A 24,646-nucleotide genomic window follows, 5' to 3' on the forward strand; every position below is an offset into this window, starting at 1 on the left:
CGCCGCCATGACCGTCATCCAGTTCCCCTCATGCCGCTTCACGCCTGCCGATCTGGTCGCCTTCTACCGGATCGCCCTGCCCAAATGCGCGCGGGGCGCCTGGGCCAGCGTCGCCCGACAGACCGGCAGGCACCACGACCGGCTGCTGATCTCGCTGCCGGGGTTGAAGGACGCCGTGTTCATCTTCGAGCGCGACCAGGGCGGCCGGTACCGGTTGTGGTTCAAGGAGAACGGGACCCGCTGCATCGGCTCCGCCGCGACCGCCGAGGAATGCCTCGCCGTCTGGCGGACGGCCGCGATGCGCAGGGCATCGTCCGGAGCGGCGCCGGGGCGCTGAGCCGCGAAGCCGGTTCGATGTTCATCCAGCACGATGGTCGCGGCTCGGACCTCATTCCGGGCCCGAAGCGACCTGTCCGCCCGGCGCCCGCGGCGCGGGGCGAACCCATCCGCCGCCGCGCGCCCTCGACCGCCAAGGCCCAGCGCGCCTCCGCCAACCCGATAGCCTCGCGGCCGGTCCCCGCTGCCATGACCCTTCCGTCCCTGATTGGCGTGATCGCGGCCGCTGTGGCCGCCGCCATCGCCGCCACCGCCGCTTACGATGGCGCGGTGCCCCATCACGCGCTGGGTCTGGGCATGGCCCTGGCCCTCATCGGCGCGGTGGCGGCCGTCCTGCATTCCAAGCGTTCGCTTCGCCCGGTCGCGGCGCTCAACCAGGCGTTGGAGCACAGCCGCCGGGAACGCGAGCAGGCCGAACTGACCGCCAGCCGCATGGCCGCCATCCTGGAAGGCGCCTGCGATGGCGTCTGCGAGGTCGATATCGATGGTTTCATCACCTACGCCAACCAGCAGTGCCGGACCCTTCTGGTCGGTGGTGGCGAACTGGTTGGCTTGGCGCTGCCGCAGGCGTTGCCCGTCGGCAGCGCCGCCGCCTTCGCCGCCGCCTGCGCCCGGTCCCGTGTCGAGGGGGAACCGGTCTGTTTCGACGAACACCTGATGCCGATGGCCCGCTGGGTTTCCGTGCGGGTGATGCCGTCCCGCGACGGACTGGTGATCTCCTTCCGCGACATCACGACCCGCAGGGAAGCCGATCAGCGGATCGAGCGGGCCGAGGCCGCGAGGGCCGAGGCCGAACGGAAGCTGCTGGACAGGTCCCGGCTGATCGCCACCGCCAGCCATGATCTCCGCCAGCCGGTCCAGTCCCTGCTGTTCCTGGGCACGGCGTTGGCGGAGGGGCTTCGGGACCATCCGATGGCGCCGCTCGCCACGGGCGTCAATCAGGCGGCGGAGGCCCTGAAGCTGCTGTTCGACGGGATGCTCGATCTCTCGAAGCTGGATACCGGCGCGGTCAAGCCCGAACCGGCCGACATCCCGCTGGGTGCCTTGCTCGACCGGCTCGGCGCCGAATACGGCCATCGGGCGGAGATGTGCGGGCTTCGGCTGACGGTGGTCGGTTCCTCCGCCTGGGTCCGGAGCGACGCGGTGCCGCTGGAGCGCATCCTCCGCAACCTGATCGAGAACGCGCTCCGCTATACCGTCGAAGGCGGCATCCTGATCGGGTGCCGCCGGATCGGGCGGGACAGGATCCGCGTCGACGTCCTGGATACCGGCACCGGCTTCCCCGCCGATCAGGCCGAGATCATCTTCGAGGCGTTCCACCGTGGGATGGGCCAAGTGGATGGCGGGGACGGCAGCCATGGATTGGGCTTGGCGATCGTGCGCCGGCTGGCCGAGGCGCTGGGACACGGGGTCTCGGTCGACTCGGTTCCGGGACGCGGCTCGCGCTTCTCGGTCGAGCTGCCGCTGGCCGCCACCGTAACCCCGGACCGCGGCGCCCGCGCCTGAGCCTCAGACGCCGACCTCGACCGCCGCGTTGACGATGTAGATCATCTCGTTGGCGTCGCCCTTGTCCGCCAGGAAGATGCCGCTGGGTGCCAGCATGCCGCCGGGACCAACGACGATGGTCACCTGACCATAGGGGAAGACGGCGCGCACGGCGTCGTGGTCCAGCTTCTCGGCGTCGGCGGGCACGGCGAGGTTGACGCGGACTTGCATGCGGCTGGTGTCGCCGTCGACCAGCCCGCGCATGCCCGGCATCGAATTGCGCTCGATCGCGTTCCGCACCGCGCGCACCGCCGCCTTGGTGACATCCTGCCCATGCAGGTCGGCGCCCATGCCGAGCTCGACGAACATCACCTGCCTCATGACGCGCTTCCTCCCTCTTTGCTCACCGGTTCATTTGGTGTCGGCGGCCATCTTGACGGCTTCCGCCGGAGCGCCGCCGCCCAGCACCTTGTACAGTGTCACCAGGTTGCTCAGCTGGGACAAGCGCGCGTTGATCAGGTCCTGCTGCGCCGAATAGAGCGACCGTTGGCTGTCCAGCGCGTTGAGGAAGCTGTCCAAGCCGCGGTTGTAGCGGAGGATCGACAGGTCGTAGCTCGACCGGGTCGCGTCGACCAGCGCGGTCTGGGCGTCGAGCTGGTCGTCCAGGGTGCCCTGGGCCGCGAGCGCGTCGGAGACTTCCCGGAAGGCCGTCTGGATCGACCGCTCGTACTGGGCGACGCCGATCTCCCGCTGGATCTTGGCGCTTTCCAGGTTGGCCTCGCGCCGGCCGAAGTCGAAGATCGGCAGGCTGATCTGCGGCACGAAGCTCCAGGCGCCGCTGCCGCCGTCGAACAGGCCGGACAGCGCGGCGCTGGCGGTGCCGGCCGAGGCGGTCAGGCCGATGGTCGGGAAGAAGGCGGCCCGGGCGGCGCCGATATTGGCGTTGGCCGACCGCAGATCGTATTCCGCCTGGATGATGTCGGGCCGGCGCTGGAGCAGGTCCGACGGCAGTCCCACCGGCAGGTCGGTGATGAAGTCGCCGGTGCCGAGCGACGCCGCCGCGTCCAGCACGGACTCGCTGACCGGGCCGCCCACCAGCAGCGTCAGGGCGTTCTTGTCCTGGGCGATCTGGCGGACATAGGCGGCGCGGTTGGCCCGCGCCGTCTCCACGGCGGTGCGCGCCTGGGCGACGTCGAGCTGGGTCCCGACGCCGCGGTCGAAGCTGCGCCGGGTCAGGTCGAAGGACTGCCGCTGGGTGCGCAGCGTGTCGTCCGTCAGCTTCAGCAGCTCCTTGTCGGCCAGAAGAGTCAGGTAGGCGTTGGCGACCTCGGCGATCAGCGCGATCCGGGTCGCCACCTGCGCCTGCTCGGTCGCGAAGTAGCTCTCCAGGGCCGACTGTTCCAGGCTGCGGATACGGCCGAACAGATCCAGCTCGAACGAGGTGGTGCCGACCGTGGCCTCCCACTGGCTACCGACGGCGGAGCGTCCGGTCCGCGACAGGTCGGCCGGCGTGCGCTGCCGGGTCAGGCTGCCGCCGGCGTCCAGGGTCGGCAGCAGGTCCGACCGCTGGATGCGGTACTGCGCGCGAGCCTGCTCGACGTTGAGCGCCGCGACCCGAAGGTCGCGGTTGTTCTCCAGCGCGGTCTGGATCAGGCCGCGCAGTTGGGGCGACTGGAAGAAGTCCTCCCAGCCGAGATCGGCCAGCACCGGCCCGCCGTTGCCCGGCCGCGCCGCCGAGGACGTGGTGTAGGCGGCCCCGACCGGCCACGCCTCGGGAACGGGCGAGGCGGGACGGACGTAGTCGGGGATGAACGAGCAGCCACCCAGCAGCAGCAGGGCCAGAGAGGCGGTTATCGGGAGACGCGCGAGACGCGGTTTGGTCATGGTCTTTTCCGTCATGTGGCGTCTCAATCGGCCTGCGCCGGTTCGGGGGCGGGGTGGTGTCCCTTGGGGGCCCATCGGGCGACCAGCTTCAGCACCGCCACGAAGAAGACGGGGACGAAGAAGATCGCCAGGATAGTGGCCGAGATCATGCCGCCCATCACGCCGACGCCGATGGCGTTCTGGCTGCCCGATCCGGCGCCGGTGCTGATCGCCAGCGGCAGCACGCCCAGGATGAAGGCGAAGGACGTCATCAGGATCGGACGCAGGCGCTGGCGGCAGGCCTCGATGGTCGCCTCCACCAGGTCCATGCCCTCGTCGTGCATGTCCTTGGCGAACTCCACGATCAGGATGGCGTTCTTCGCCGACAGGCCGATGGTCGTCAGCAGGCCGACCTGGAAGTACACGTCGTTCGGCAAGCCCCGGAGATGGGCCGCGATGACGGCGCCCAACACGCCCAGGGGCACGACCAGGATGACGGAGGCGGGGATCGACCAGCTCTCGTACAGGGCGGCCAGGCACAGGAACACCACCAGGATCGAGATGGCGTACAGGGCGGGTGCCTGCGCTCCCGACAGCCGCTCCTCGTAGGTCAGTCCCTGCCACTCGAAGCTGATGCCCTGCGGCAGCTGGCGCGCCAGGTCCTCCATGATCGTGATGGCCTCGCCCGAGCTGACGCCGGGTGCGGCCTGACCCTGGATGTTGATCGACGAGACGCCGTTGAACCGCTCCAACCGGGGCGAACCATAGTCCCAGTGGGTGCTGGAGAAGGTCGAGAACGGCACCATCTCGCCGGCGGAGTTCCGCATGTACCAGCGATCCAGGTCGGACGGCAGCATGCGGTACGGCGCGTCGGCCTGCAGGTAGACCCGCTTGACCCGGCCGTTCTCGATGAAGTCGTTGACGTAGGCGGAGCCCCAGGTGGCGGACAGCGTCGTGTTGATGTCGGCCAGCGACAGGCCCAGCGCGCTCGCCTTCTCGCGGTCGATGTCGATCCGGAGCTGCGGATTGTCGTCCAGTCCGTTGGGCCGCACGCCGACCAGCGCGGGGTTCTGGGACGCCAGCCCCAGCAGCTGGCCGCGGGCCTTCATCAAAGCCTCGTGGCCCAGCCCGCCGCGGTCGACCAGCTGCATGTCGAAGCCGGTGGCGTTGCCCAGCTCGATGATGGCCGGCGGCGTGAATGCGAAGATCATCGCGTCGCGCACCTTCGACAGGGCGCCCATGGCGCGGCCGGCGATGGCGCTGACGGCACCCTCCTCGGATCCTCGCACCGACCAATCCCTCAGGCTGGAGAAGACGATCGCGGTGTTCTGGCCGCGGCCGCTGAAGCTGAAGCCAGCGACGGCGAAGGCGCCCTGGACGTAGTCCTTCTCGTCCTCGAGATAGTGCTTCTCGACCGCCTCGACCGTCTCCAGCGTGCGCTCCAGCGTGGCGCCCGGCGGCAGCGAGATCTGGGTGAACAGCACGCCCTGGTCCTCGTTGGGCAGGAAGGCCGAGGGCAGGCGCAGGAACAGGACCGCCAAGCCACCGACGATCAGCAGGTAGACCAGCATGTAGCGGCCGCGCCGGTGGACCATGTGGCCGACGCCCCGCTGGTACTTGGCGTTGCCGCGGTCGAAGGTGCGGTTGAACCAGCCGAAGAAGCCCTTGCGGGGCTGGCCATGGCCCTTGACCGGCTTCAGCATGGTGGCGCACAATGCGGGCGTCAGCACCAGGGCCACGACCACCGACAGCACCATCGCCGACACCACGGTCAGCGAGAACTGCCGATAGATGGCGCCGGTCGAGCCGCTGAAGAAGGCCATCGGCACGAACACGGCCGACAGCACCAGCGCGATGCCGATCAGCGCGCCGGTGATCTGGCCCATCGATTTCCGGGTCGCCTCCTTGGGCGACAACCCTTCCTCCGCCATGACGCGCTCGACATTCTCGACCACGACGATGGCGTCGTCGACCAGCAGGCCGATCGCCAGCACCATGGCGAACATGGTCAGCGTGTTGATGGTGAAGCCCGCCGCCGCCAGCACGCCGAAGGTTCCCAGCAGCACCACCGGCACCGCGATGGTCGGGATCAGCGTCGCCCGGAAGTTCTGCAGGAACAGGTACATGATGGCGAAGACGAGGACGATCGCCTCCAGCAGCGTGTGGACGACGCCCTCGATCGACAGCTTGACGAACGGTGTCGTGTCGTAGGGATAGACCACCTCGACGCCGGCCGGGAAGAACGGCTTCAGTTCCTCGATCCGCGCCCGCACCAGCTCGGCCGTGTCCAGCGCGTTGGCGCCGGTCGCGAGGCTGACGCCCATGCCGGCGGCGGGCTTGCCGTTGTAGCGGGCGATGGTGTTGAAGTTCTCGGCGCCGACGTCGATCCGCGCCACGTCGGACAGACGGACCTGCGAGCCGTCCTGGTTGACCCTGACCAGGATGCGGCCGAATTCCTCCGGCGTCTCCAGTCGGGTCTGCGCGATGATGGTCGCGTTGAGCTGCTGGCCGGGGATCGCCGGCGAGCCGCCGAGCTGGCCGGCCGAGACCTCGGCGTTCTGGGCGGTGATCGCGCCAACCACGTCGGTGGTGGTCAGGCCGTAGCTGATCAGCTTGTTCGGGTCGAGCCAAACGCGCATGGCGTGCTGGGCGCCGAACAGCGTGAGGGTGCCGACGCCGCTGACGCGGCTGATGGGGTCCTGGATGTTGGAGGCGACGAAGTCGGCGATGTCGTTCTGGCCCTTGGAGCCGTCGCTCGACACGAAGCCCATCACCATCAGGAAGGTGTTGTTGCCCTTGGAGACCTGGACGCCCTGCTGCTGGACCTCCTGCGGCAATCGGGGCATGGCGAGCTGCAGCTTGTTCTGCACCTGCACCTGCGCGATGTCGGGATCGGCCTCGGGGTTGAAGGTCAGGGTGATCTGCGCCGTGCCCGAGCTGTCGCTGTTGGACGAGATGTAGCGCAGATGGTCGAGACCGTTCATCTGCTGCTCGATGACCTGGGTCACCGTGCCTTCGACCGTCTGCGCGGACGCGCCCGGATACGTCGCGTTGATGCGGACGGATGGCGGCGCGATCGAGGGGTACTGCTCGATCGGCAGCCCCAGGATGCTCAGGCCGCCCGCCAGCATGATCACGATCGCGATCACCCAGGCGAAGACCGGCCTGTCGATGAAATATTTGGACATGATGGTTCCGTGACCTTCTTCGCCCTTACTGGGCCTTGGGGGCGCCGTCGGCCTGGGCCACCGCTCCGGGTTTCTCGGCGTCCAGCGCCACCGCCGTCACCGGGGCGCCGGGAGCGACCTTCTGGATGCCCTCGACCACGACGCGGTCGCCATCGGCGACACCCTCGGTGACCAGCCACTTGTCGCCGATCGCGCGTTCCGTCTTGACGGTCTTCTGCGAGGCTTTGCCGTCCTGGCCGACGGCCCAGACGAAGGCGCTGCCGTCGGGACGGCGCACCACGGCCGGCTGCGGGATCATGAAGACTCCCTCGGCGTTGCCCCAGTTGACCTTGGCCCGGACGAAGAGGCCGGGCAGCAACTCTTGGTTAGGGTTCGGAAAGACGGCGCGCAACCGGACGGAGCCGGTCGACTCGTCGACGCTGACCTCCGAGAACTGAAGCTCACCCTGCTGGCCATAGGGGGCGTCCTCCGATCCGCCGATGAACAGCGTCACCGGCGCCTTGCCCTCGACGCTCTGGATGGCGCCGTGGTTGACCGCCCGACGCAGCTTGAACATTTCGGCGCTGGATTGGGTGACGTCCACGAAGATCGGGTCGAGCTGGGTGACCGTCGCCAGGGTCTGGGTCTGGTTGGCGGTGACCAAGGCGCCCTCGGTCACGGTCGAACGGCCGATCCGGCCCCTGATCGGTGACGACACCTTGGTGTAGTCCAGGTTGATCTGGGCGGTGCGGATCGACGCCTTGGCCGATGCCACCTGGGCCTCGCTCTCCAGCAGGGTCGCGGCGATGTCGTCGTAGTCCTGCTGGCTGACCGCGCGGGACTTCACCAGATCTCGATACCGCGCCGCCCTGGTCCGCGCCGAATTGGCCGTCGCATCGGCCCGCGCCAGTTCCGCCTTGGCGGTGTCGAGTGCCGCCTGATAGGGGGCGGGATCGATCTGGTAGAGTTGCTGCCCGGCCTTGACCTCGGCGCCCTCCACGAACAGCCGCTTCAGGATGATGCCGTTGACCTGCGGCCTGACCTCGGCCAAGCGCGCCGCCGTCGTCCGGCCGGGCAATTCCGTGGTGACTTCGACCGACTGAGGCCGCAGCGTGACGACACCGACCTCCGCTGGCGGCTTGGCCGGGCCACCCTGCTGAGCCAGCGCATCGGCACCACCACAACCCGCCGCGAGAACGAACATCGCAGCGGCAACCGAAGAGTTTCTGACTGGCCAGAAATTCATCATCGCAGCCTCATGACCTATCTGTATGTCTTAAAAGAGTGGTCCGGCCCGCTGGGTTTCGCATACCCGCATTGAACGGATGGACTCTGTACTGTATGATACAGTACATGTTGCATGTGCAAAGAACAAGTCTGTCTGATCGTAGGATGCCGAATGGGAGGGGGGAACATGGGAGCCATGCGGGCCGGGGGAACCCGGCGATGACACTCGAGGGATGTTTCAAGCTGTGCGGGTCGCGGGGCGACGCCCGCCGCCAAGCCATCCTGGACGCCGCCTGGTCGCTGTTTCTGGAGAAGGGGTTCGAGCGTACCACCCTGGCGGACATAATCTCCCGGTCGGGTGGGTCAAGATCCACGGTGTATGAACATTTTGGGGACAAGGACGGCCTGTTCGAAACCGTCATCACCTTGAAGTGCGACGAGTTCGTCGAGCGCTTTCGCCATATCCCGTTCAACGACAGCGATCCGGAGCGGGCGCTGACCGAGTTCGGCGTCAACTTCGCCCATGGCCTGCTAACGCCAGAGTGTCCCAAGATCATGCGGCTGCTGATCGCCAACGCCGATCACCTGCCCAAGGTGATCGACGTCTTCTTCAAGGGTGGCCCCACCGTGCTGCGGGGCATCCTGTCCGATTATCTGCGCTCGGCGACCGAGCGTGGCGAATTGCGCGTGGAGGATCCGGACCATGCCGCCGTCACCTTCATGGGGCTGCTGCATGGCGATCAGTATTTGAAGATGCTGCTCCGTCCGACCGATCTCGCCACGCCGGAGCAGATGACGCGGCATGTCGAGGGCGTGGTCAGGATCTTCCTGGACGGCGTGCGCGGCGACGTCACGCCACCGGACCGGAATCCCGGCTCTTCGCCAGGGTGAAGTGGAACGTGCTGCCGCGGCCGGGCTCCGACGTGACCCAGATCCGGCCGCCATGGTGCTCGACGATCTTGCGGCAGATCGCCAGCCCGATGCCGGTGCCGTCATACTCGCCCCGGCCATGCAGGCGCTGGAACACCATGAAGATCCGTTCGAAATGTTCAGGGGCGATGCCCAGTCCGGTATCCCCGACACCGAACCGCCAGAAGCCCGGCTCGTCGGTCCAGTCGATCGCGATCTCCGGGGTGACATCGGGCGCGCAGTATTTGATGGCGTTGCCGATCAGGTTCTGGAAAAGCCGCGTCAGTTCGGTGTCGTCCCCCAGGACCACCGGCAAGTCGGCCGCCAGCGTGAGCACGGCGCCGCGCTCGGCGAACGCGACCTCCAGATTGCGGCGCGCCGTGTCGATGACCTCGGCCATCGAAATAGGCCCCGGCGGCCCGCCTCGCCGCCCGACGCGCGAGTATTCCAGGAGATCCAGGATCAACCGGTCCATCCGCTTGCCCCCATCGCGGGCGAAATCGATGAAGTCGTGGGCGTCCTTGTCCAGCTTGTCACCGTAGCGGCGCTCCAGCAGCGACAGGTAGCTGTTGACCATGCGCAAAGGTTCCCGCAGGTCGTGGGACGCGACATAGGCGAATTGTTCCAGCTCGGCGTTCGACCGTTTCAGATCCTCCGCCTGCCGCGCCATCTGGTCGCGAGCCGCCGCGATCTCCAGTTCGTGCCAGTTGCGGTCGGTGGTGTCGGTCATGACACCCACCAACCCGCCGACCGACCCATCGAACTGGCGGTACAGCGCTTTGGAGAACAGGATGTCGTGGCGCGAGCCGTCGGCGAGATCGATCTGCGTCTCGTAGACCTGAAAGGGATCCTCGAGCATCATCAGGCAAAGGTCGGTGTTGTCGTCGAGACCCGCCATGCCCGGTTCCATCAGGTCGCCGGCGCGCTGGCCGACCACCTGATCCACCGTGCGGCCGTGGATCGCGGCGAAGGCGCTGTTGCAGCCGAGATACCGGCCCGAGCGGTCCTTGTAGTAGATCGGGCTGGGGATGGTGTCGAGCAGGGTGGACAGGAAGGCGACTTGGTCGCGCAACGCCCTTTCGGCCCGCTTCCGTTCGGTGTCCTCCAGCGTGACGCTGATCACGAAGGCGCCGGATCCTCCATTGGGCGGAAAATGAGCCGAGCGGTAGATGATCACGTCCCGCGCCGCCCCGGACTGGTCGGGCAACGCCATCTCCAGCCGAAGCGTGCCGGGATGGCCCAGCGCCCGCTCGAAATCCTGATCGAGTAGACGGCCGGCGGCGGCGCCGAAGACATCGGCGGACATCAGGCCGATCACATCCCGCGACGAACGGCCGGTCAGTTCGAGGAAGGCCGTGTTGCAATGGGTGAAGACGCCGTTCCCGTCCCGGATCGAAAGCGGCAGCGGGATGTGGTCCATCAACTTTTGGCGTCGTTCCAGCTCTTCGGAGAGTTCCCGCTCGCGGCTCGCCATCTGGTCGATCCGTCGCAGGAGAGGCCGCTGGATAGCCGCCACCGCCACCAGCGCCGTGACGGTGGCCAGCGCCGCGGCGACCCGCCAGATGGGATCCTGGGCGCCTGACAGCGCCACCGCGACGATGAGGCCGAAGGCGGTGCCCAGGATCGGTATCCCGGCATGCGGGATGGGGTGGGGCTTGGGTGTTTCGCTGGTGATGATCGACACCGCTTGACCTGTCATGGATCGCGACGTGGCCGTTCTCGCATAGGGTACCGGCACGCGCATTTCTTAAGGCGGGACCATCGCGCGTTCCATGTGATGCGAGGTAGCAAGGACAATTGGTCGCGCCTTCCGTGACTTTGCACCCGCTATGGTTATGGGCTAAACCGCTTTGTCGTGATCGAGGGTGCTTGTCGCGCTTGATTGTTCCCGGCGGGCCGGAACGTCGCGCGGTCGGGCCGCGCACTTGGAAGGTTCATCGGAATGGAAGATCGGTCAGGGCTTGAGCCGATCGCGCGCGGCTGGTCCGCTCCATGAGACGCCGCCCGTCGGATGGCCTGCTGCCGTTGATCGCGGCGGGCTTGGTGATTTCCATGGTCCTTGGTGGCCTTTTGCTGATCGACGGCGTGGAGGGTGGACGCTACCGCGAGCAGAGCTTCGCCGTGACGACCCAACAGGCGGCGGCGGTCCGCGCCCGCGTCGAGCAATCGCTGAACGCCCGGCTGTTCCTGGTCCGCAGCCTCGTCGCGATGGTTCGCGGCAACCCGGAATTGACGCAGGGCGAGTTCGAGGAAGTGGCGGCCGCCGCCGCCGAGGGAATCTCCGGCGTGCGCGGTCTGGCGCTCGCCCGCAACGCCATCGCGACCCATTTCTTCCCGCTGGCCGGCAACGAGCAGGCGATCGGGCATGACCTGCTGGCCGATCCGAATCGGCGCGGCGCCATCCTGGAGGTGATCGACAGGCGCCGGTTCCTGCTCCAGGGGCCCTTGCCTCTGCTCCAGGGCGGCGAGGCCGTGATCGGCCGGCTGCCCGTCGTCCTGCCCGATCCCGGGACGCCGGTGGTGGCGCGCGAGGCGACGTCCGGTTCATCCGCCGGAAGCGGAAGGGTGTGGGGGCTGGCCGTCATCATCATCGATGTCGAAACCATCCTGCGCGAGGCCGGCGTGGTGGGTGGCGGGGATGGCGCGGTGGAATTCGCGCTGCGCGGGCGCGATGGCCTGGGCGCCTCCGGCGATGTCTTCCTGGGCAGGGCGGGGCTGTTCGGCGAGGCTCCCGTGCTGGCCGACATCACGCTGCCCAACGGCTCCTGGCAATTGGGCGCGCTGCCCCAGGGTGGCTGGTCCCGCCAGTCACCCCACGCCACCACCCTACGCCTCCTGGGGGTGGCGTTGGCGGCGGCCTGCGGCTTCGCCGCGTGGCGGCTGGTCCGCGACCCCATCTGTCTGCGCCGTGACGTGGCCGCCGCGCGCGAGAGCGTGCTGGTCAGCGAACGCCGCCAGTCGATGCTGGTCGAGAGCGTCGAGGACTACGCCATCTACATGCTCGGCGCCAATGGCGCGGTGGCGAGTTGGAACAACGGCGCGTTCCGGATCATGGGACATTCGACCGAGGAGGTGATGGGGCGGTCCCACGCGCTGTTCTATCCGCCCGACGCGGCGCAGGCCGGCTTGCCCGAATCGGAACTCGCCGCCGCCCGTCGGCGGGGACGCCACTCGGTGGAGCGCTGGCACCTGCGGAAGGACGGAACCCGGTTCCTGGGCGTCACGACGATCGCGGCGATCCGGCCCGGCGAGGGGGCCGGTGGAGGAGCCGGGGAGGGGAGCGGCGACGCTCAGCCGCTGGGTTTCTCGGTCGTGACCCACGACCTGACGCAGCGCATCCAGATCGAGAGCAGCCTGCGGGAGAGCAACCGGCGTTTCCATGACATCGTCGGCGTCGCCGGCGAATTCATCTGGGAGAGCGACGCCAAGGGGCGCTACACCTTCGTCAGCGAGCGTGTCCTGGACGTCCTGGGACATAGTCCCGCCGAACTGCTGCACTGCGCCATGGTCGACCTGATGGTGCCGGAGGATGGCGTCCGCGTCGCGGCGCTGCTGCGCGACCACGCAAGCACCGGACGGCCGTTCCGCCACGAGGAGTTCCGCTGCCTGGGCAAGGACGGCGGGATGGTCTGGCTGTGGGGCAGCGGCATACCCGTTTCGCGCGCCGACGGTGAGGTCATCGGCTTCCGCGGGGTGGCGCAGGATATTTCGGACCAGAAGCTGATCGAGAACCGGCTGCGCCGGACCGTGGAGAAGCTGGAGCGGTCGAACGTCGAGCTGACGCGCTTCGCCGAGGTCGCCGCCCATGACCTCCAGGAGCCCCTGCGGATCATGGTCAGCTACGCCGATCTGCTGTCACGCCGCTACGCCGGGCGAATGGACAAGGACGCCGACGATTTCCTGGGCTTCATCGTCGACAGCAGCGTCCGGATGAAGAGTCTGATCCAGGATCTGCTGCGCTATTCGCTGATCGAGCGGAGCGATCCGCCCGCGTCCCTGGCCGATATCGGCGCCTGCATCCGCGAGGCGGCGGCCGAGTTCAAGGACATCGTCCACGCGATCGGCGCGCGGCTGGAGCTTCCGGACTGGGCCCCACAGGTGCCGGGCGACGTCCGGCAGTTCACCGAGGTCTTCCGGAACCTGCTGGCGAACGCCATCGAGTACCGCTCGCCCGACCGCGATCTGGTCATCACGGTCGCGGTCAAGCCGATCGGGGCGGCCTGGGAACTATCGGTCACCGACAATGGCATCGGGATCGAGCACCAATACTACCACCGCATCTTCGTCGTGTTCGAACGCCTCCACACCCAGCGCACCCATCCCGGGACGGGCATTGGTCTGGCGATCTGCAAGAAGATCGTCGAGCGCCATGGTGGAACCATGTCCGTGACGTCCGATCCCGGCATCGGCTCGACCTTCTTCCTGACGCTTCCCGCCGCCGCGGCGGATGAGCACGGGGCGCCGGTGGCGCTTGCCGAGTGATCGGCGATCGCATAAGGGCTTACCTCTTTTTCTCGAACGGATGGATGTTCCCAGCGTGCGCGACCTTTCCCAGGGCTTGAACATCCTTCTGGTCGAAGACAACCCCGCCGACGCGCGGCTGGTCGCGGAGGTCATGAAGGAGGGCAGGTTCCACGCCGTCCTCCACCACGTCGAGGACGGCGTGGAGGCCATGGCGTTCCTGCGCCAAGAACCTCCGTTCGAGAACAAGCCGCGGCCCGATCTGCTGCTGCTGGATCTCAACATGCCGCGGAAGGACGGTTGGGAGGTGCTGGAGGAAATCCGCGCCGATGATGCCCTGGCGACGCTGCCCGTGATCATCCTGACCACCTCCGACGTGCATTCCGACGTGCGGCGGGCCTATAGCCGGCATGCCAACTGCTTCCTGACCAAACCGGTCGAGCTGGATGAGTTCATCAAGATGATCACCCTGCTGAAGGACTTCTGGCTCACCGCCGTCCGCTTGCCCGGCGCTTGAGGTTTCCGGGACGCGGCATGTCCGAACCCCCGCCCATACGGGTCCTCCTGGTCGAGGACAATCCCGGCGACGCCCGGCTCGTGCGCGAACTGTTGCGCGACGAGGATGCCGGCAGGTTCGTCATCGACCATGTGGACTCCTTGAGGGCCGCCGGGGAGCGGCTCGCCGAAGGCACCTGCGACGTGGTCTTACTCGACCTTTCGTTGCCGGACAGCCGAGGGTTCGGCACCATCAGCAGCATCCGCGCCCAGGCGCCCCGGCTGCCCCTGATCGTCCTGACCGGATTGGACGACGTCGATTTCGCGGTGGCCGCCGTGGAGGCCGGTGCCCAGGACTTTCTGGTCAAGGGCCAGTTCGAGGGCGGCACGATCCGCCGCGCGATCCTCTACGCGATCACTCGGCTGGCCTTGGAGGAGCGCGTCCGCCTGTCGGAGGAGCGTTTGAAAGGGATCATCGAGCTGGCGCATGATGGGATCGTCGTGATCGACGGCGATCACCGGATCTCGATGTTCAATCCCGCCGCCGAACGCCTGTTCGGCTACCGGGCGGACGAGATCCTGGGCCAGCCGATCGACCTGCTGCTGCCGACCGCGGCGCGCCCCCACCACGGCCGACAAATGGAAGCCTTCGCGGCGGCGCGGGACAGTTCCCGCCCGATGACCGAACGTCCGACCGTGACGGGGCTGCGCCGCGATGGAACCGAGTTCGCGGCCGAGGTTTCGATCTCGCACTTCGCCTCACCGGATGGCCGGCTGTTCACCGCCGTGGTGCGGGACATCACCGACCGCAGGCGGGCGGAGGAGGAATTGCACCGGCTGGCCACCACGGACCCCCTGACTGGAGCGGCCAACCGACGCGCTTTCATGGAGCGCGCCGATTTGGAGCTGGCGCGCATGCGCCGGTATGGCGATGCCGTGTCGCTGGTCATGCTCGATGTCGATCACTTCAAGCGGGTCAACGACCGCCACGGCCACGCCGCCGGCGATACCGCGCTGACATTGCTGGTCGAGGAGTGCGGCGGCCAGCTGCGCGACACCGACCTGATCGGCCGGCTGGGAGGCGAGGAGTTCGCGCTACTGCTGACCGGGGCCACCGCCGAGGCCGCTTTCCAGATCGCCGAGCGGGTCCGTCACACCATCGCCGCCCGGGTGGTGGAGGTGGAGGGCACCAGTTTCAGCCTGACCGTGAGCATGGGTGTCTCTGGCTGCCGGGACGACGACATCAGCATCGAGCAGGCCCTTGGCCGCGCCGACCACGCCCTGTACCAAGCCAAGGCGAGGGGACGCGACCGCAGCGTGATGGCGGCCTGAGCACGCCTCCCGGTCACCGTCTCCAGATCACTTCCAGCCGGCGCGATCCATGATCTTGAGGGCTTCCTCGTTGTTCTTGCCGAAGACGGAGGCGTTCAACTCGTCCTCCTTGAAGGTGCCCCACGAGGCGATCACCGGCGAGATCTCGGCCTGCTTCGACACGGGATACTCGTAGTTGCCCTCGGCGAAGATCTTCTGGGCGGGCGGGCTGACCAGGTATTCCAGGAACTTGACCGCGTTCTCGCGGTTCGGCGCGTTCTTCAGGATGCCGGCGCCGCTGATGTTGACGTGGGTGCCCCGGTTGTTCTGGTTGGGGAAGAAGACGCCGACCTTCTCGGCCACGGCCTTGTCTTCCGGCTTGGACGATCCGGCGATGCGGCCGAAATAATAGGTGTTGCTGACCGCGATGTCGCCTTCGCCGGCGGCGACGGCCTTGATCTGGTCGCTGTCACCGCCCTGGGGCGGGCGGGCGAGGTTGGCCACGACGCCGCGCGCCCAATCCTCGGTCGCCTTCTCGCCATCGGCGGCCAGGATGGAGCCGGCCAGCGACTGGTTGTAGACGTTGGTCGAGGAGCGGATCAGCACGCGGCCCTTCCACTTGGGATCGGCCAGATCCTCGTAGGTCGACAGCTCGGACGGCTTGACCGCCGCCTTGTTGTAGATGATGACCCGCGCGCGCTTGGTCAGGCCGAACCAGAGGCCGTTCGGCTCCCGCAGGTGTGCCGGGACGGTCTCCTCCAGGATCTTCGACTTGGTCGGCTGGAGAATGTCGGCCTCTTGGGCGCGCCACAACCGGCCGGCGTCGACCGTGACCAGGATGTCGGCGGGGCTGTTGGAGCCTTCGGTCCGGATGCGCTCGATCAGCTCGTCGTCGCGGCCTTCGATGATGTTGACCTTGATGCCGGTCTGCTGGGTGAAGTTCGAGTACAACGCCTTGTCGGTGTCGTAATGGCGTGACGAGTAGACGTTGACGTCAGCCGCCAAAGCGCCGAAGGCGGTGCCCAGCATGACGGCGCCGAATGTGGCGGCAAGCGAGCCGCGTGCGAAAATGTTCATCGGGTCCCCTCAACAGGCAGGCAAGATTGAGATGCGTTCGCAATCGCGGCACCATGTTGGGCCAAGGGGTGGCCTGTCAAGTGAGCTTGAGAAGCATTTGCAGAGATAAGACGCGGCCCATGGCCGCGCCCCATGCCAACACCCAATGCCAAACCAATCGAGGCCGCCGCCTCAACCGGCCCGGCGGCGTCCGGCGTTGCCCCGACGGTTGCCCGACGCCGGAGCCCGGCTGTCCTCGTCGAACAGCTCGGCCAGCTTCTCCATCATGGTGCCGCCCAGCTGTTCGGCGTCGACGATGGTCACGGCGCGCCGGTAATAGCGGGTGACGTCGTGGCCGATGCCGATCGCGACCAGCTCCACCGGCGAGCGCGTCTCGATCGTCTCGATCACCTGCCGCAGGTGACGCTCCAGGTAGTTGCCGGAGTTGACCGACAGCGTGGAGTCGTCGACCGGCGCCCCGTCGGAGATCACCATCAGGATGCGCCGCTGCTCGGGCCGGGCCATCAGCCGGTTATGCGCCCAGAGCAGCGCCTCGCCGTCGATGTTCTCCTTCAGGATGCCCTCGCGCAGCATCAGGCCCAGATTCTTGCGGGCCCGGCGCCACGGCGCGTCGGCGTTCTTGTAGACGATGTGGCGCAGGTCGTTGAGGCGGCCCGGATTGGCGGGCTTGCCCCGGCTGATCCACCGCTCGCGCGACTGGCCGCCCTTCCAGGCGCGGGTGGTGAAGCCCAGGATCTCGACCTTGACGGCGCAGCGCTCCAGCGTGCGGGCCAGGATGTCGGCGCTCATCGCGGCGATCGTGATCGGCCGGCCCCGCATGGAACCCGAGTTGTCGATCAGCAGCCCGACCACGGTGTCGCGGAAGTCGGTCTCCTTCTCGCGCTTGAACGACAGCGGCAGCACGGGATTGACCACGACGCGGCTGAGCCGGGCGGCGTCCAGCAGGCCGTCGTCCAGGTCGAACTCCCAGGCGCGGGTCTGCTTGGCCAGCAGGCGGCGCTGAAGCCGGTTCGCCAGCCGGGAGATGACGCCCTGCAGGTGCTGGAGCTGCTGGTCGAGCAGCGCCCGCAGCCGGGTCAGCTCGTCCGGGTCGCATAGGTCGTCGGCCTCGACCACCTCGTCGAATTCCAAGGTGAACGACTTGTAGGCGTCGGGATCGATCTCGTTGCGCCGGTCGCGGTCCGGGCGCCAGGGCTGGCCAGGCGAGCCCGGTTCCTCGGACCCGCCGCCCTCGGCCATCTCCCCGTCCATCTGGTCGGTACCCTCGCCGCCGTCGTCCTGGTCGACCTCGCGGGTGTCGGGTTGGGTCATGCTCTCGGTCTGGCTGGTCGAGTCCTCGCCGCCGCGCGACTGCCCGTCGTTCGGTTCGTTCTCGTCCTGATCGCCGTTCTGTTCGTCCTCGTCGTCCTCCTCGGTGGCCTCCGGCTCGCCGCCGACCTCCATGTCCAGGTGGGACAGCAGCTTGCGGACCTCGCGGGCATAGCCGTCCTGATTGTCCAGGAGTGCCGCCAGATCGTTCATCTCCGTGCCGATCCGCTCCTCGACCCAGGGCCGCCACAGATCGACCGCCGCCTGCGCGGTGGCGGGCGGCGGGGCTCCCGTCAGGGCCTCGCGCGCCAGCAGCCGCATCACCTCGGACAGGGGGGCCTGGTCGCGCTCGGTCATCCGCTCGAAGCCCTGGCGGCGGTACCGCTCGTCCAGCGCCGCTCCCAGGTTGGCCGCGACACCCGGCATGGCGCGGCAGCCCAGCGCCTCGCAGCGCGCCTGCTCCAGCGCCTCGAACGCGGCGCGGGCGGTGTCCCCGGTCGGCATCCGCTGGGTGTGGATGCCGTTGTCGTGGTGGCGCAGGCGCAACGCCACCGCGTCGGCGGCACCGCGCAGGGTCGCCACGTCGCGGGGGTTGAGGTCGCGCGCCGGCATCGGAACCCGCACCCGCGTCCCGGCCACGCCCGGCGGCTCGCCGCTGAAGCCGATCTGGAGATCGTTCCGCTCCGCGATGGCCCGGATGGCGGCCGACGTGGCGCGCTTGAAGATCTCCACGGGGTTTTCTTTGTCGGACATATCTATCTTCAAAGGGTTGCGGGCTTCAGGGGATCGCGGGCCGTGAGGCGTCGTTTCCGGGGGCGGGAGCCTCACGCCAGATTGGCGCGCACTCCGGTCTCGGGAAGCTCGGTGCCGAAGCAGCGCTGGTAGTATTCCGCCACTGTCGACCGCTCCACCTCGTCGCACTTGTTCAGGAAGGTGATCCGGAACGCGAACGGAATGTCGTTGAAGATCTTGGCGTTCTCCGCCCAGGTGATGACGGTGCGCGGCGACATGACGGTGGAGATGTCGCCCGACATGAAGCCCGAGCGCGTCAGGTCGGCGAGTTGGACCATCGACGCGATCTGCTGGCGGCCCTTGTCGTCGTCGTAGCCCTGGACCTTGGACGAGACGATCCTGACCTCGTCGTCGTGCGGCAGGTAGTTGAGCGTCGCGACGATGTTCCAGCGGTCCATCTGACCCTGGTTGATCTGCTGCGTGCCGTGGTACAGGCCGGTGGTGTCGCCCAGGCCGACCGTGTTGGCGGTGGCGAACAGGCGGAACGCCGGGTGTGGCCGGATCACGCGGTTCTGGTCGAGCAGGGTCAGCTTGCCCTCGACCTCCAGCACGCGCTGGATCACGAACATCACGTCGGGCCGGCCGGCGTCGTACTCGTCGAACACGATCGCGCAGGGGTGCTGCAGCGCCCAGGGCAGGATGCCCTCGCGGTACTCGGTCACCTGCATGCCGTCGCGCAGCACGATGGCGTCCTTGCCGATCAGGTCGATCCGGCTGATGTGGCTGTCCAGGTTGATCCGGATGCAGGGCCAGTTGAGCCGGGCCGCGACCTGTTCGATGTGGGTCGACTTGCCGGTGCCGTGGTAGCCCTGGACCATGACGCGCCTGTTGTAGGCGAAGCCCGCCAGGATCGCGAGGGTGGTGTCGTGGTCGAACCGGTAGGCTTCGTCCACGTCTGGCACATGCTCGGAAACGGCGCTGAAGGCCGGAACCTGCATGTCGCTGTCGAGGCCGAAGGTCTGCCGGACGGAGACCTTGATGTCCGGGAGCGAGCCGGTCGGCGCTGACTGATTCATCGTTTCGGAGGCCATGGTGTCTGTCGCTTCATTCATTCAGTGGGACGGGCGGTCGGTTTGGCGGGTGGTTGCGGGCAACCGATTTCGGGTGGGCGGTTTCGAGAAGGCGGGCGGCGTGTCGAAGGACGGTGTCATGGCCCGGCGGTGGCGCCGAAATGACTGGCCTTCAACAGCGCGTAGGCGCGATTGATCCGTTTTAGCGTCTCTTCCGCGGTTTTGTCGCCACCGTTGATGTCCGGATGGTGGATCTTGGCCAATTCACGGTATCTGGCCTTGATCCGGGCGAAGTCCACCGGCGGCTCCAGGTCCAGTTCCGCCAGCGCCTCCTCCTCGGGAGTGCGGAAGGGATTGGCCTTGGCTCCGGCTCCAGCGCCACGACGGTCGCCAGGGCTCTCGCCGGCGTCGTGGAAGCCGTATTGGCGCATCGCCTCCTCGTGCATCGTTCGCTCGCGGGTGCGCCAGAATCCCATCGGCCAGGTCGGACGCTGCCAGGTGACGTCGCTGCGCACGTGGCTCTCGATCTCGCGCTCGGACATGCCGGCGTAGTAGTCCCACGCCTTGTTGTACTCGCGCACATGTTCCAGGCAGAACCAGAAATACTCGTTCAGCCGCTCGCGCGCCTTCGGCGCCCTGTACTCGCCATGGGCGTCGCAGGTCGGCATGTCGCAGCACCGCGCCGAGGGCGGCGCGTCCTGGGAGTATCGGGTCGAGTACTTCACACGGTTCTTGTGCATCGGAAAAGTATGGTCAGAGGTTGCCGCGCTGGCAAGCGATCCCGCCAGCGATCGTTCATCGCGCGCGGGACGCCTTGCGGTCGCCGAGGGCCAGCCAGGCCAGTCCTCCGACGATCAGCGCCAGTCCCGTCAGGTTGGTGGGTGTCACCGGTTCGCCCAGCATCACGGTCGAGGCGATGACGCCGGTGACCGGAACGCCGAGCGTGCCCAGCGACGTGGTGATGGCGGGCAGGGCACGGTTGACCGTGACCACCGCCCAGAAGGCGAAGGCCGTGGCGATCGGCCCATTGTAGAACAGGACGGCGGCCAGTTGGCCGGTCCAATCGATCGATTCACCGGATTCCATGACGATCGCGACCGGCAGAAGCGCCACCGCCGCCACGGTGAACTGCCAGGGAGCCAGCTGCAAGGGGGACGCGTGCCAGACATGGCCACGCACCTGTATGATCTGGGCGGCCCACAGGATCGCCGCAAGCATCAGCAGACCGTTTCCGATCAAAACGTTCCGATCGGTCCAATCGAACGCGGCGGGATTGAACATCACCGCGACGCCGGCCATGCCGAGCAGGAAACCCACCAGTTTCCGGCCACCCAAACGCTCGCCCAGGAGGATCGCGGCGCCGGGCACGACCCAAAGCGCCGTCGTGTAGGCCAGGATCGACGATCGCCCGGCCGGCACGAATTGCAGCGCCACGGTCACCAGTCCCAGGAACGCCGCCATCTGGAGCAGCCCGACCGTGATCACGATGGGCAGGTCATGCCGGTCCGGCAGCCTGATCCCGCCGCGCGCCGCCGCCACGCCGAACATGCAGAGCGCCCCCAGCACCATGCGGGACAGGGCGAAGGTCATCGGCGGTATGTCGGCCAAGCCGAGTTTCATCACCGGCCAGTTGACGCCCCACAGGATGATGACGGTCGCCAGCAGCAGGTAGGCGCGCCGGGTGGTGACGGTGGCACTGGCCGGGGCCGTGGCTGGGGCGGTGTTTTTTGGGGGTGTGGAGGAGGGGGACGACGGCAGGGACGATGGCGGCCGGGCGGAACCGGTATCGGACACTCAGGGGCTTCCTTGACAGCGGGAACGTTACGATATCACCTTTCGCGGGCGGCGGCCCCGGTGGCCGCTCCGGCAACTTCATCAACGAGGCGGTTTCACCATGGACAACGCTACGGAATACGCGACGCGCATGCGCGCCAAGCTCACCGAAGCCCTGCGGCCGAGCAGGCTGGAGATCGAGGATGATTCGCGGCGCCACGCCGGCCATGCCGGTGCCGGCGCCGAGGGCGAGACGCACTTCAACATCATCATCGTGTCGGACGCCTTCGAAGGCAAGTCCAGGGTCGCCCGCCAGCGGCAGGTCTACGACATCGTGGCGGACGAACTGCGTGAGCGGGTCCATGCCTTGAGCCTCAAGACGCTGACACTCGCGGAGGATGTCTGATACGCGAAGGAGAAATATCCCCGGTTCAAGTCGCCGGCAGCGGCAAGAAATCGGCATACGATGGCAACCGCTGCGGTAGTAAAACGCTCAAATATCTTCCAAAAGGTATATGACGATGGTTGAAATTACCTCAAAAGTGCGTAAAGTCACACTCGCGCAACCATTCGGCTGATATGGGTTTTTGAGATCCCTGTCGATCGGACGGTGGCGCCCCCCGTTTGTTCGAGTAAGAGGAAATCAGCCCATGCATTCTGATCAGGCGCTCGCCGACCCGGCGCCCGATGTCACCGGGAAACCGGACGACACCCGTGATATGGATTACCAGGCGGCGGCCCAATCCCGATTGGACGCCGCCCTGAAGCAGAGCACGCTGGTCAGCCGCAACGTCACGATCGCCGGGCATCGCACCAGTTGCCGGTTGGAACCGTTCATGTGGGATTCCCTGCATGACATCTGCAACCGCGAGCGGTTGAGCATCCATTCGCTCTGCACGCGGATCAACGAGCGGAAGGATGCCAACACATCCTTGACGGCGGCGATCCGGGTCTTCGCGCTGGCCTATTTCCGCGCCGCGGCCACGGAGGAGGGGCACCATCGCGTGTCCCATGGCCAGGGCGACCCTTTCGTCCAGACGCCTTTCGCCCCGACCTCCTTCCCCCCGGCACCGGCGAACGAGGAATAGACGCCGTCGCGTGGGCTCGAACGCGTGGGCTCGCGGGCGCGGCTCGATGGCTTCAGTCGCCGCCCGTGTAATGTTCCGGCCACTGCTTCCGGGTGACCTCGCCGTCGCTCCGGAACGCGTGGCAGGTGTTCAGAAGCAGGGGAGGGCGTTTGTGGACGACCTGCGCCGGTGGCTTCCCGGCGCCAGCATCGGCATCCTTGTTCCGGTCGCGCGCCAGGATCGGGTAGATCGTCTGGAACGCCGTCGTGGCGACCGGTCCCAGCAGTTCGACAAGATGGGTGCAGCCCTCGACCCCTCCCAGCAACTCCTTGACCTTCTGCGTCCAGCCCGCGCGGATGCGCAGCCCGACCAGACGCTGGAAGTTGGGCGTGATCGCGGGGCAGACCGCGTAGGGGCTCTTGTCGGTCACCGCCTCGACCGCGCGGACCGTGAACCCGTCGTCGACGGTCAGCCGGATCCACATGTCGTGGATCGGGTCGCCCGGTTCGATCGGCCCGCGATGATCGTTGGCGAAGGCGTAGCTCTTGACGTCGGTGATGTGGCCCTCGATGTCCCACAGCCCGTCGGATCGGCGGAACCCCTGGCAGGTCACCCGGCGGGTGTGGATGTTCGCGCGTGACACGGGAGTTGAAAGGGGCATCTGGTCCTGTGCGGTGGATTGCTGGAAATACAAGCTATACCGGAATATCGGACGCTCACGGCGATGGGTCAAGCTCGCTGCCCAATCCACGCCACCGCGAGGACCGTGAGGCGGCCGCCATCAGGATCGGCGGCGGGCCCAACGGCGCCAGCGGGGTGGGGCATCGTGTCACCCAAGCCGTTGATGGGACGGGCGGAGACAGACGCGCGTTGACTTTCGCACCGCGGTGGTTAGCTTATGCGAACATGCTGACGACCTCTCGCGGGAGAGATCGCCGGGGCGGTCGCCCCGGTGGCGCCGAAGGAGCAACCGCCCCCGGAAACTCTCAGGCAAATGGGACCGCAGAGGGAAGCGCTCTGGAAAGCAGGATGCCGGTCGATCGATCCGACTCGGACACGCCTCACCGAAGGAGTAAGCTGGAGACGCCGAACGGCGGTCCGGTGAATCTCTCAGGTCCGCGACAGAGGGGGCCGTGACCGCGCCGTTCGCGTGGTATGGAACTCTGTCGAAGGATTTTGCCCTTGAGCGATACAATTGGCGGTGACGCCCCCCTGCTGACGACACCGCTGCACGCCTTGCATGTGGAGCTGGGCGCCAAGATGGTGCCCTTCGCCGGTTATGACATGCCGGTCCAATACCCGCTCGGCATCCTCAAGGAACACCTGCACACCCGCACGGCCGCCGGCCTGTTCGACGTGTCGCACATGGGTCAGGTCCGCCTGACCGGGCCCGACGCGGCCGCCGCGCTGGAGACGCTGGTTCCCGGCGACATCCAAGGCTTGGCGCTTGGTCGGACCCGCTACAGCCTGTTCACCAACGAGCAGGGCGGCGTGCTGGACGACCTGATGATCTCCAATCGGGGTGACCACCTGTTCCTGGTGGTCAACGCCGCCTGCAAGGAAGCCGACATCGCGCACCTGCGGGAGAGGCTGGCCGGCAGGGTCGAGGTCGAGTATCTGGCCGACCGGGCGCTGCTGGCGCTCCAGGGACCGCGCGCGGCCGAGGTGCTCGCCCGCTTCGTGCCCCAGGCGGAGACGATGAAGTTCATGAGCATCATCGAGGCCGACTTCCGCGGCGTTCCCGTGCTGATCACCCGCTCCGGCTATACCGGCGAGGACGGCTACGAGATCTCGATCCCCAACCTGCTGGCCGACACCACCGCGCGCCTGCTGCTGGCCGAGGAGGGCGTCGAGCCGATCGGGCTGGGCGCCCGCGACTCGCTGCGGCTGGAAGCCGGGCTCTGCCTGTACGGCCACGACATCGACACCACCACCACGCCGGTCGAGGCCGGCCTCAATTGGGTGATCGGCAAGCGCCGCCGCGCCGAGGGCGGTTTCCCCGGAGCCGACGTGATCCTGGGCCAGCTCGCGAACGGCACCACCCGGCGCCGCGTCGGCATCCGCCCGGACGGCAAGGCGCCCGCCCGCGAGCACACCCAGGTGACCGATCCGTCCGGCGCACCCTTGGGCGAGGTCACCAGCGGCGGCTTCGGCCCCAGCGCCAACGGCCCGATCGCGATGGGCTACGTCGCGACCGAGGCGGCGGCGCCCGGCACGCCGGTCCACCTGATGGTGCGCGGCAAGCCGATGCCGGCCAAAGTCGTCGAGATGCCCTTCGTCGCCCAGCGTTATTACCGGGGATGATCCCCCGGCCCGTCAGGTCGACAAACGATCGCTTCCCATTCCTCCTCAGGCCCTCAATTCC

Annotated in this window: 20 protein-coding genes and 1 riboswitch; of the genes, 9 read left to right on the forward strand and 11 right to left on the reverse strand. The window is 67.5% G+C overall.

Annotated features, from left to right (window positions below):
* The first annotated feature begins 7 nt into the window (after nt 1–7).
* Complete coding sequence (locus N825_RS27500; protein WP_051513285.1) at nt 8–337, forward strand: hypothetical protein; 330 nt, start codon at nt 8–10, stop codon at nt 335–337.
* Nucleotides 271–1,842 (forward strand): PAS domain-containing sensor histidine kinase, encoded by a 1,572-nt coding sequence (locus N825_RS27505; protein WP_051513288.1) that lies wholly within the window; start codon nt 271–273, stop codon nt 1,840–1,842. The genes N825_RS27500 and N825_RS27505 overlap by 67 nt, the downstream gene beginning before the upstream one ends.
* A gap of 3 nt (nt 1,843–1,845) precedes the next feature.
* Here N825_RS27505 and N825_RS27510 read toward each other — a convergent pair whose 3' ends face one another.
* Genes N825_RS27510 through N825_RS27525 form a run of 4 tightly spaced genes read right to left on the reverse strand, consistent with a single transcriptional unit; the run spans nt 1,846 to nt 8,055 of the window.
* A complete protein-coding gene (locus N825_RS27510; protein ID WP_037459059.1) occupies nt 1,846–2,202 on the reverse strand; it encodes a Lin0512 family protein in 357 nt (118 codons plus the stop codon).
* A 30-nt stretch (nt 2,203–2,232) separates the two neighbouring features.
* The gene (locus N825_RS27515) at nt 2,233–3,705 is read right to left on the reverse strand and encodes an efflux transporter outer membrane subunit (protein ID WP_037459127.1); all 1,473 of its coding nucleotides are present in this window, start codon (nt 3,703–3,705) and stop codon (nt 2,233–2,235) included.
* 23 nt (nt 3,706–3,728) lie between these two features.
* Nucleotides 3,729–6,872 (reverse strand): efflux RND transporter permease subunit, encoded by a 3,144-nt coding sequence (locus tag N825_RS27520; RefSeq protein ID WP_037459060.1) that lies wholly within the window; start codon nt 6,870–6,872, stop codon nt 3,729–3,731.
* Nucleotides 6,873–6,897: 25 nt separating this feature from the next.
* Nucleotides 6,898–8,055, reverse strand: coding sequence for an efflux RND transporter periplasmic adaptor subunit (locus N825_RS27525; protein WP_281174384.1), 1,158 nt, complete (start codon nt 8,053–8,055; stop codon nt 6,898–6,900).
* Nucleotides 8,056–8,297: 242 nt separating this feature from the next.
* On the opposite strand from N825_RS27525, the gene N825_RS27530 reads away from it, so the two are divergent.
* Nucleotides 8,298–8,969, forward strand: coding sequence for a TetR/AcrR family transcriptional regulator (locus N825_RS27530; RefSeq protein ID WP_051513292.1), 672 nt, complete (start codon nt 8,298–8,300; stop codon nt 8,967–8,969).
* On the opposite strand, the gene N825_RS37020 is transcribed toward N825_RS27530, so the two are convergent.
* Nucleotides 8,929–10,686, reverse strand: a complete 1,758-nt coding sequence (locus N825_RS37020) for an ATP-binding protein (RefSeq protein ID WP_198038919.1) — start codon at nt 10,684–10,686, stop codon at nt 8,929–8,931. The genes N825_RS27530 and N825_RS37020 overlap by 41 nt on opposite strands.
* A 293-nt stretch (nt 10,687–10,979) precedes the next feature.
* On the opposite strand from N825_RS37020, the gene N825_RS37025 reads away from it, so the two are divergent.
* Genes N825_RS37025 through N825_RS27550 form a run of 3 tightly spaced genes read left to right on the forward strand, consistent with a single transcriptional unit; the run spans nt 10,980 to nt 15,275 of the window.
* Nucleotides 10,980–13,469, forward strand: coding sequence for a PAS domain S-box protein (locus N825_RS37025; RefSeq protein WP_051513296.1), 2,490 nt, complete (start codon nt 10,980–10,982; stop codon nt 13,467–13,469).
* Nucleotides 13,470–13,524: 55 nt separating this feature from the next.
* Entirely contained in the window at nt 13,525–13,965 is a 441-nt protein-coding gene (locus tag N825_RS27545; protein WP_281174385.1) for a response regulator, read from the forward strand.
* A 17-nt stretch (nt 13,966–13,982) separates the two neighbouring features.
* Nucleotides 13,983–15,275 (forward strand): GGDEF domain-containing response regulator, encoded by a 1,293-nt coding sequence (locus tag N825_RS27550; RefSeq protein ID WP_051513298.1) that lies wholly within the window; start codon nt 13,983–13,985, stop codon nt 15,273–15,275.
* A gap of 27 nt (nt 15,276–15,302) precedes the next feature.
* Here N825_RS27550 and N825_RS27555 read toward each other — a convergent pair whose 3' ends face one another.
* The 5 genes from N825_RS27555 to N825_RS27575 all read right to left on the reverse strand — a co-directional run bounded on the left by N825_RS27555 (nt 15,303) and on the right by N825_RS27575 (nt 21,235).
* Nucleotides 15,303–16,331 (reverse strand): Fe(3+) ABC transporter substrate-binding protein, encoded by a 1,029-nt coding sequence (locus tag N825_RS27555; protein WP_037459064.1) that lies wholly within the window; start codon nt 16,329–16,331, stop codon nt 15,303–15,305.
* Nucleotides 16,332–16,502: 171 nt separating this feature from the next.
* The gene (gene cobT / locus N825_RS27560; RefSeq protein WP_037459065.1) at nt 16,503–18,392 is read right to left on the reverse strand and encodes a cobaltochelatase subunit CobT; all 1,890 of its coding nucleotides are present in this window, start codon (nt 18,390–18,392) and stop codon (nt 16,503–16,505) included.
* A gap of 71 nt (nt 18,393–18,463) precedes the next feature.
* Nucleotides 18,464–19,447, reverse strand: coding sequence for a cobaltochelatase subunit CobS (gene cobS / locus N825_RS27565; protein WP_425423753.1), 984 nt, complete (start codon nt 19,445–19,447; stop codon nt 18,464–18,466).
* 131 nt (nt 19,448–19,578) lie between these two features.
* On the reverse strand, nt 19,579–20,166 hold the full coding sequence (locus tag N825_RS27570) for a J domain-containing protein (protein ID WP_245613250.1): 588 nt from the start codon (nt 20,164–20,166) through the stop codon (nt 19,579–19,581).
* A gap of 70 nt (nt 20,167–20,236) precedes the next feature.
* Nucleotides 20,237–21,235 carry a DMT family transporter gene (locus N825_RS27575; RefSeq protein ID WP_245613251.1) on the reverse strand — a complete coding sequence of 333 codons (999 nt, stop codon included), beginning with the start codon at nt 21,233–21,235 and terminating at the stop codon, nt 20,237–20,239.
* A gap of 100 nt (nt 21,236–21,335) precedes the next feature.
* Here N825_RS27575 and N825_RS27580 point away from each other — a divergent pair, with 100 nt between their 5' ends.
* The gene (locus N825_RS27580) at nt 21,336–21,620 is read left to right on the forward strand and encodes a BolA family protein (protein ID WP_037459070.1); all 285 of its coding nucleotides are present in this window, start codon (nt 21,336–21,338) and stop codon (nt 21,618–21,620) included.
* 244 nt (nt 21,621–21,864) lie between these two features.
* Nucleotides 21,865–22,302 (forward strand): ribbon-helix-helix domain-containing protein, encoded by a 438-nt coding sequence (locus N825_RS37030; RefSeq protein ID WP_051513299.1) that lies wholly within the window; start codon nt 21,865–21,867, stop codon nt 22,300–22,302.
* 52 nt (nt 22,303–22,354) lie between these two features.
* Here N825_RS37030 and N825_RS27590 read toward each other — a convergent pair whose 3' ends face one another.
* Nucleotides 22,355–22,942: a DUF2889 domain-containing protein gene (locus tag N825_RS27590; protein WP_037459145.1), complete on the reverse strand. Its 588-nt coding sequence runs from the start codon at nt 22,940–22,942 to the stop codon at nt 22,355–22,357.
* A gap of 252 nt (nt 22,943–23,194) precedes the next feature.
* Nucleotides 23,195–23,294: riboswitch (glycine riboswitch) on the forward strand.
* Nucleotides 23,295–23,463: 169 nt separating this feature from the next.
* Here N825_RS27590 and gcvT point away from each other — a divergent pair.
* Nucleotides 23,464–24,585, forward strand: coding sequence for a glycine cleavage system aminomethyltransferase GcvT (gcvT, locus tag N825_RS27595; protein ID WP_425423754.1), 1,122 nt, complete (start codon nt 23,464–23,466; stop codon nt 24,583–24,585).
* Nucleotides 24,586–24,646: the final 61 nt, after the last annotated feature.

Source organism: Skermanella stibiiresistens SB22 (genome assembly GCF_000576635.1).
Taxonomy (GTDB): domain Bacteria; phylum Pseudomonadota; class Alphaproteobacteria; order Azospirillales; family Azospirillaceae; genus Skermanella; species Skermanella stibiiresistens.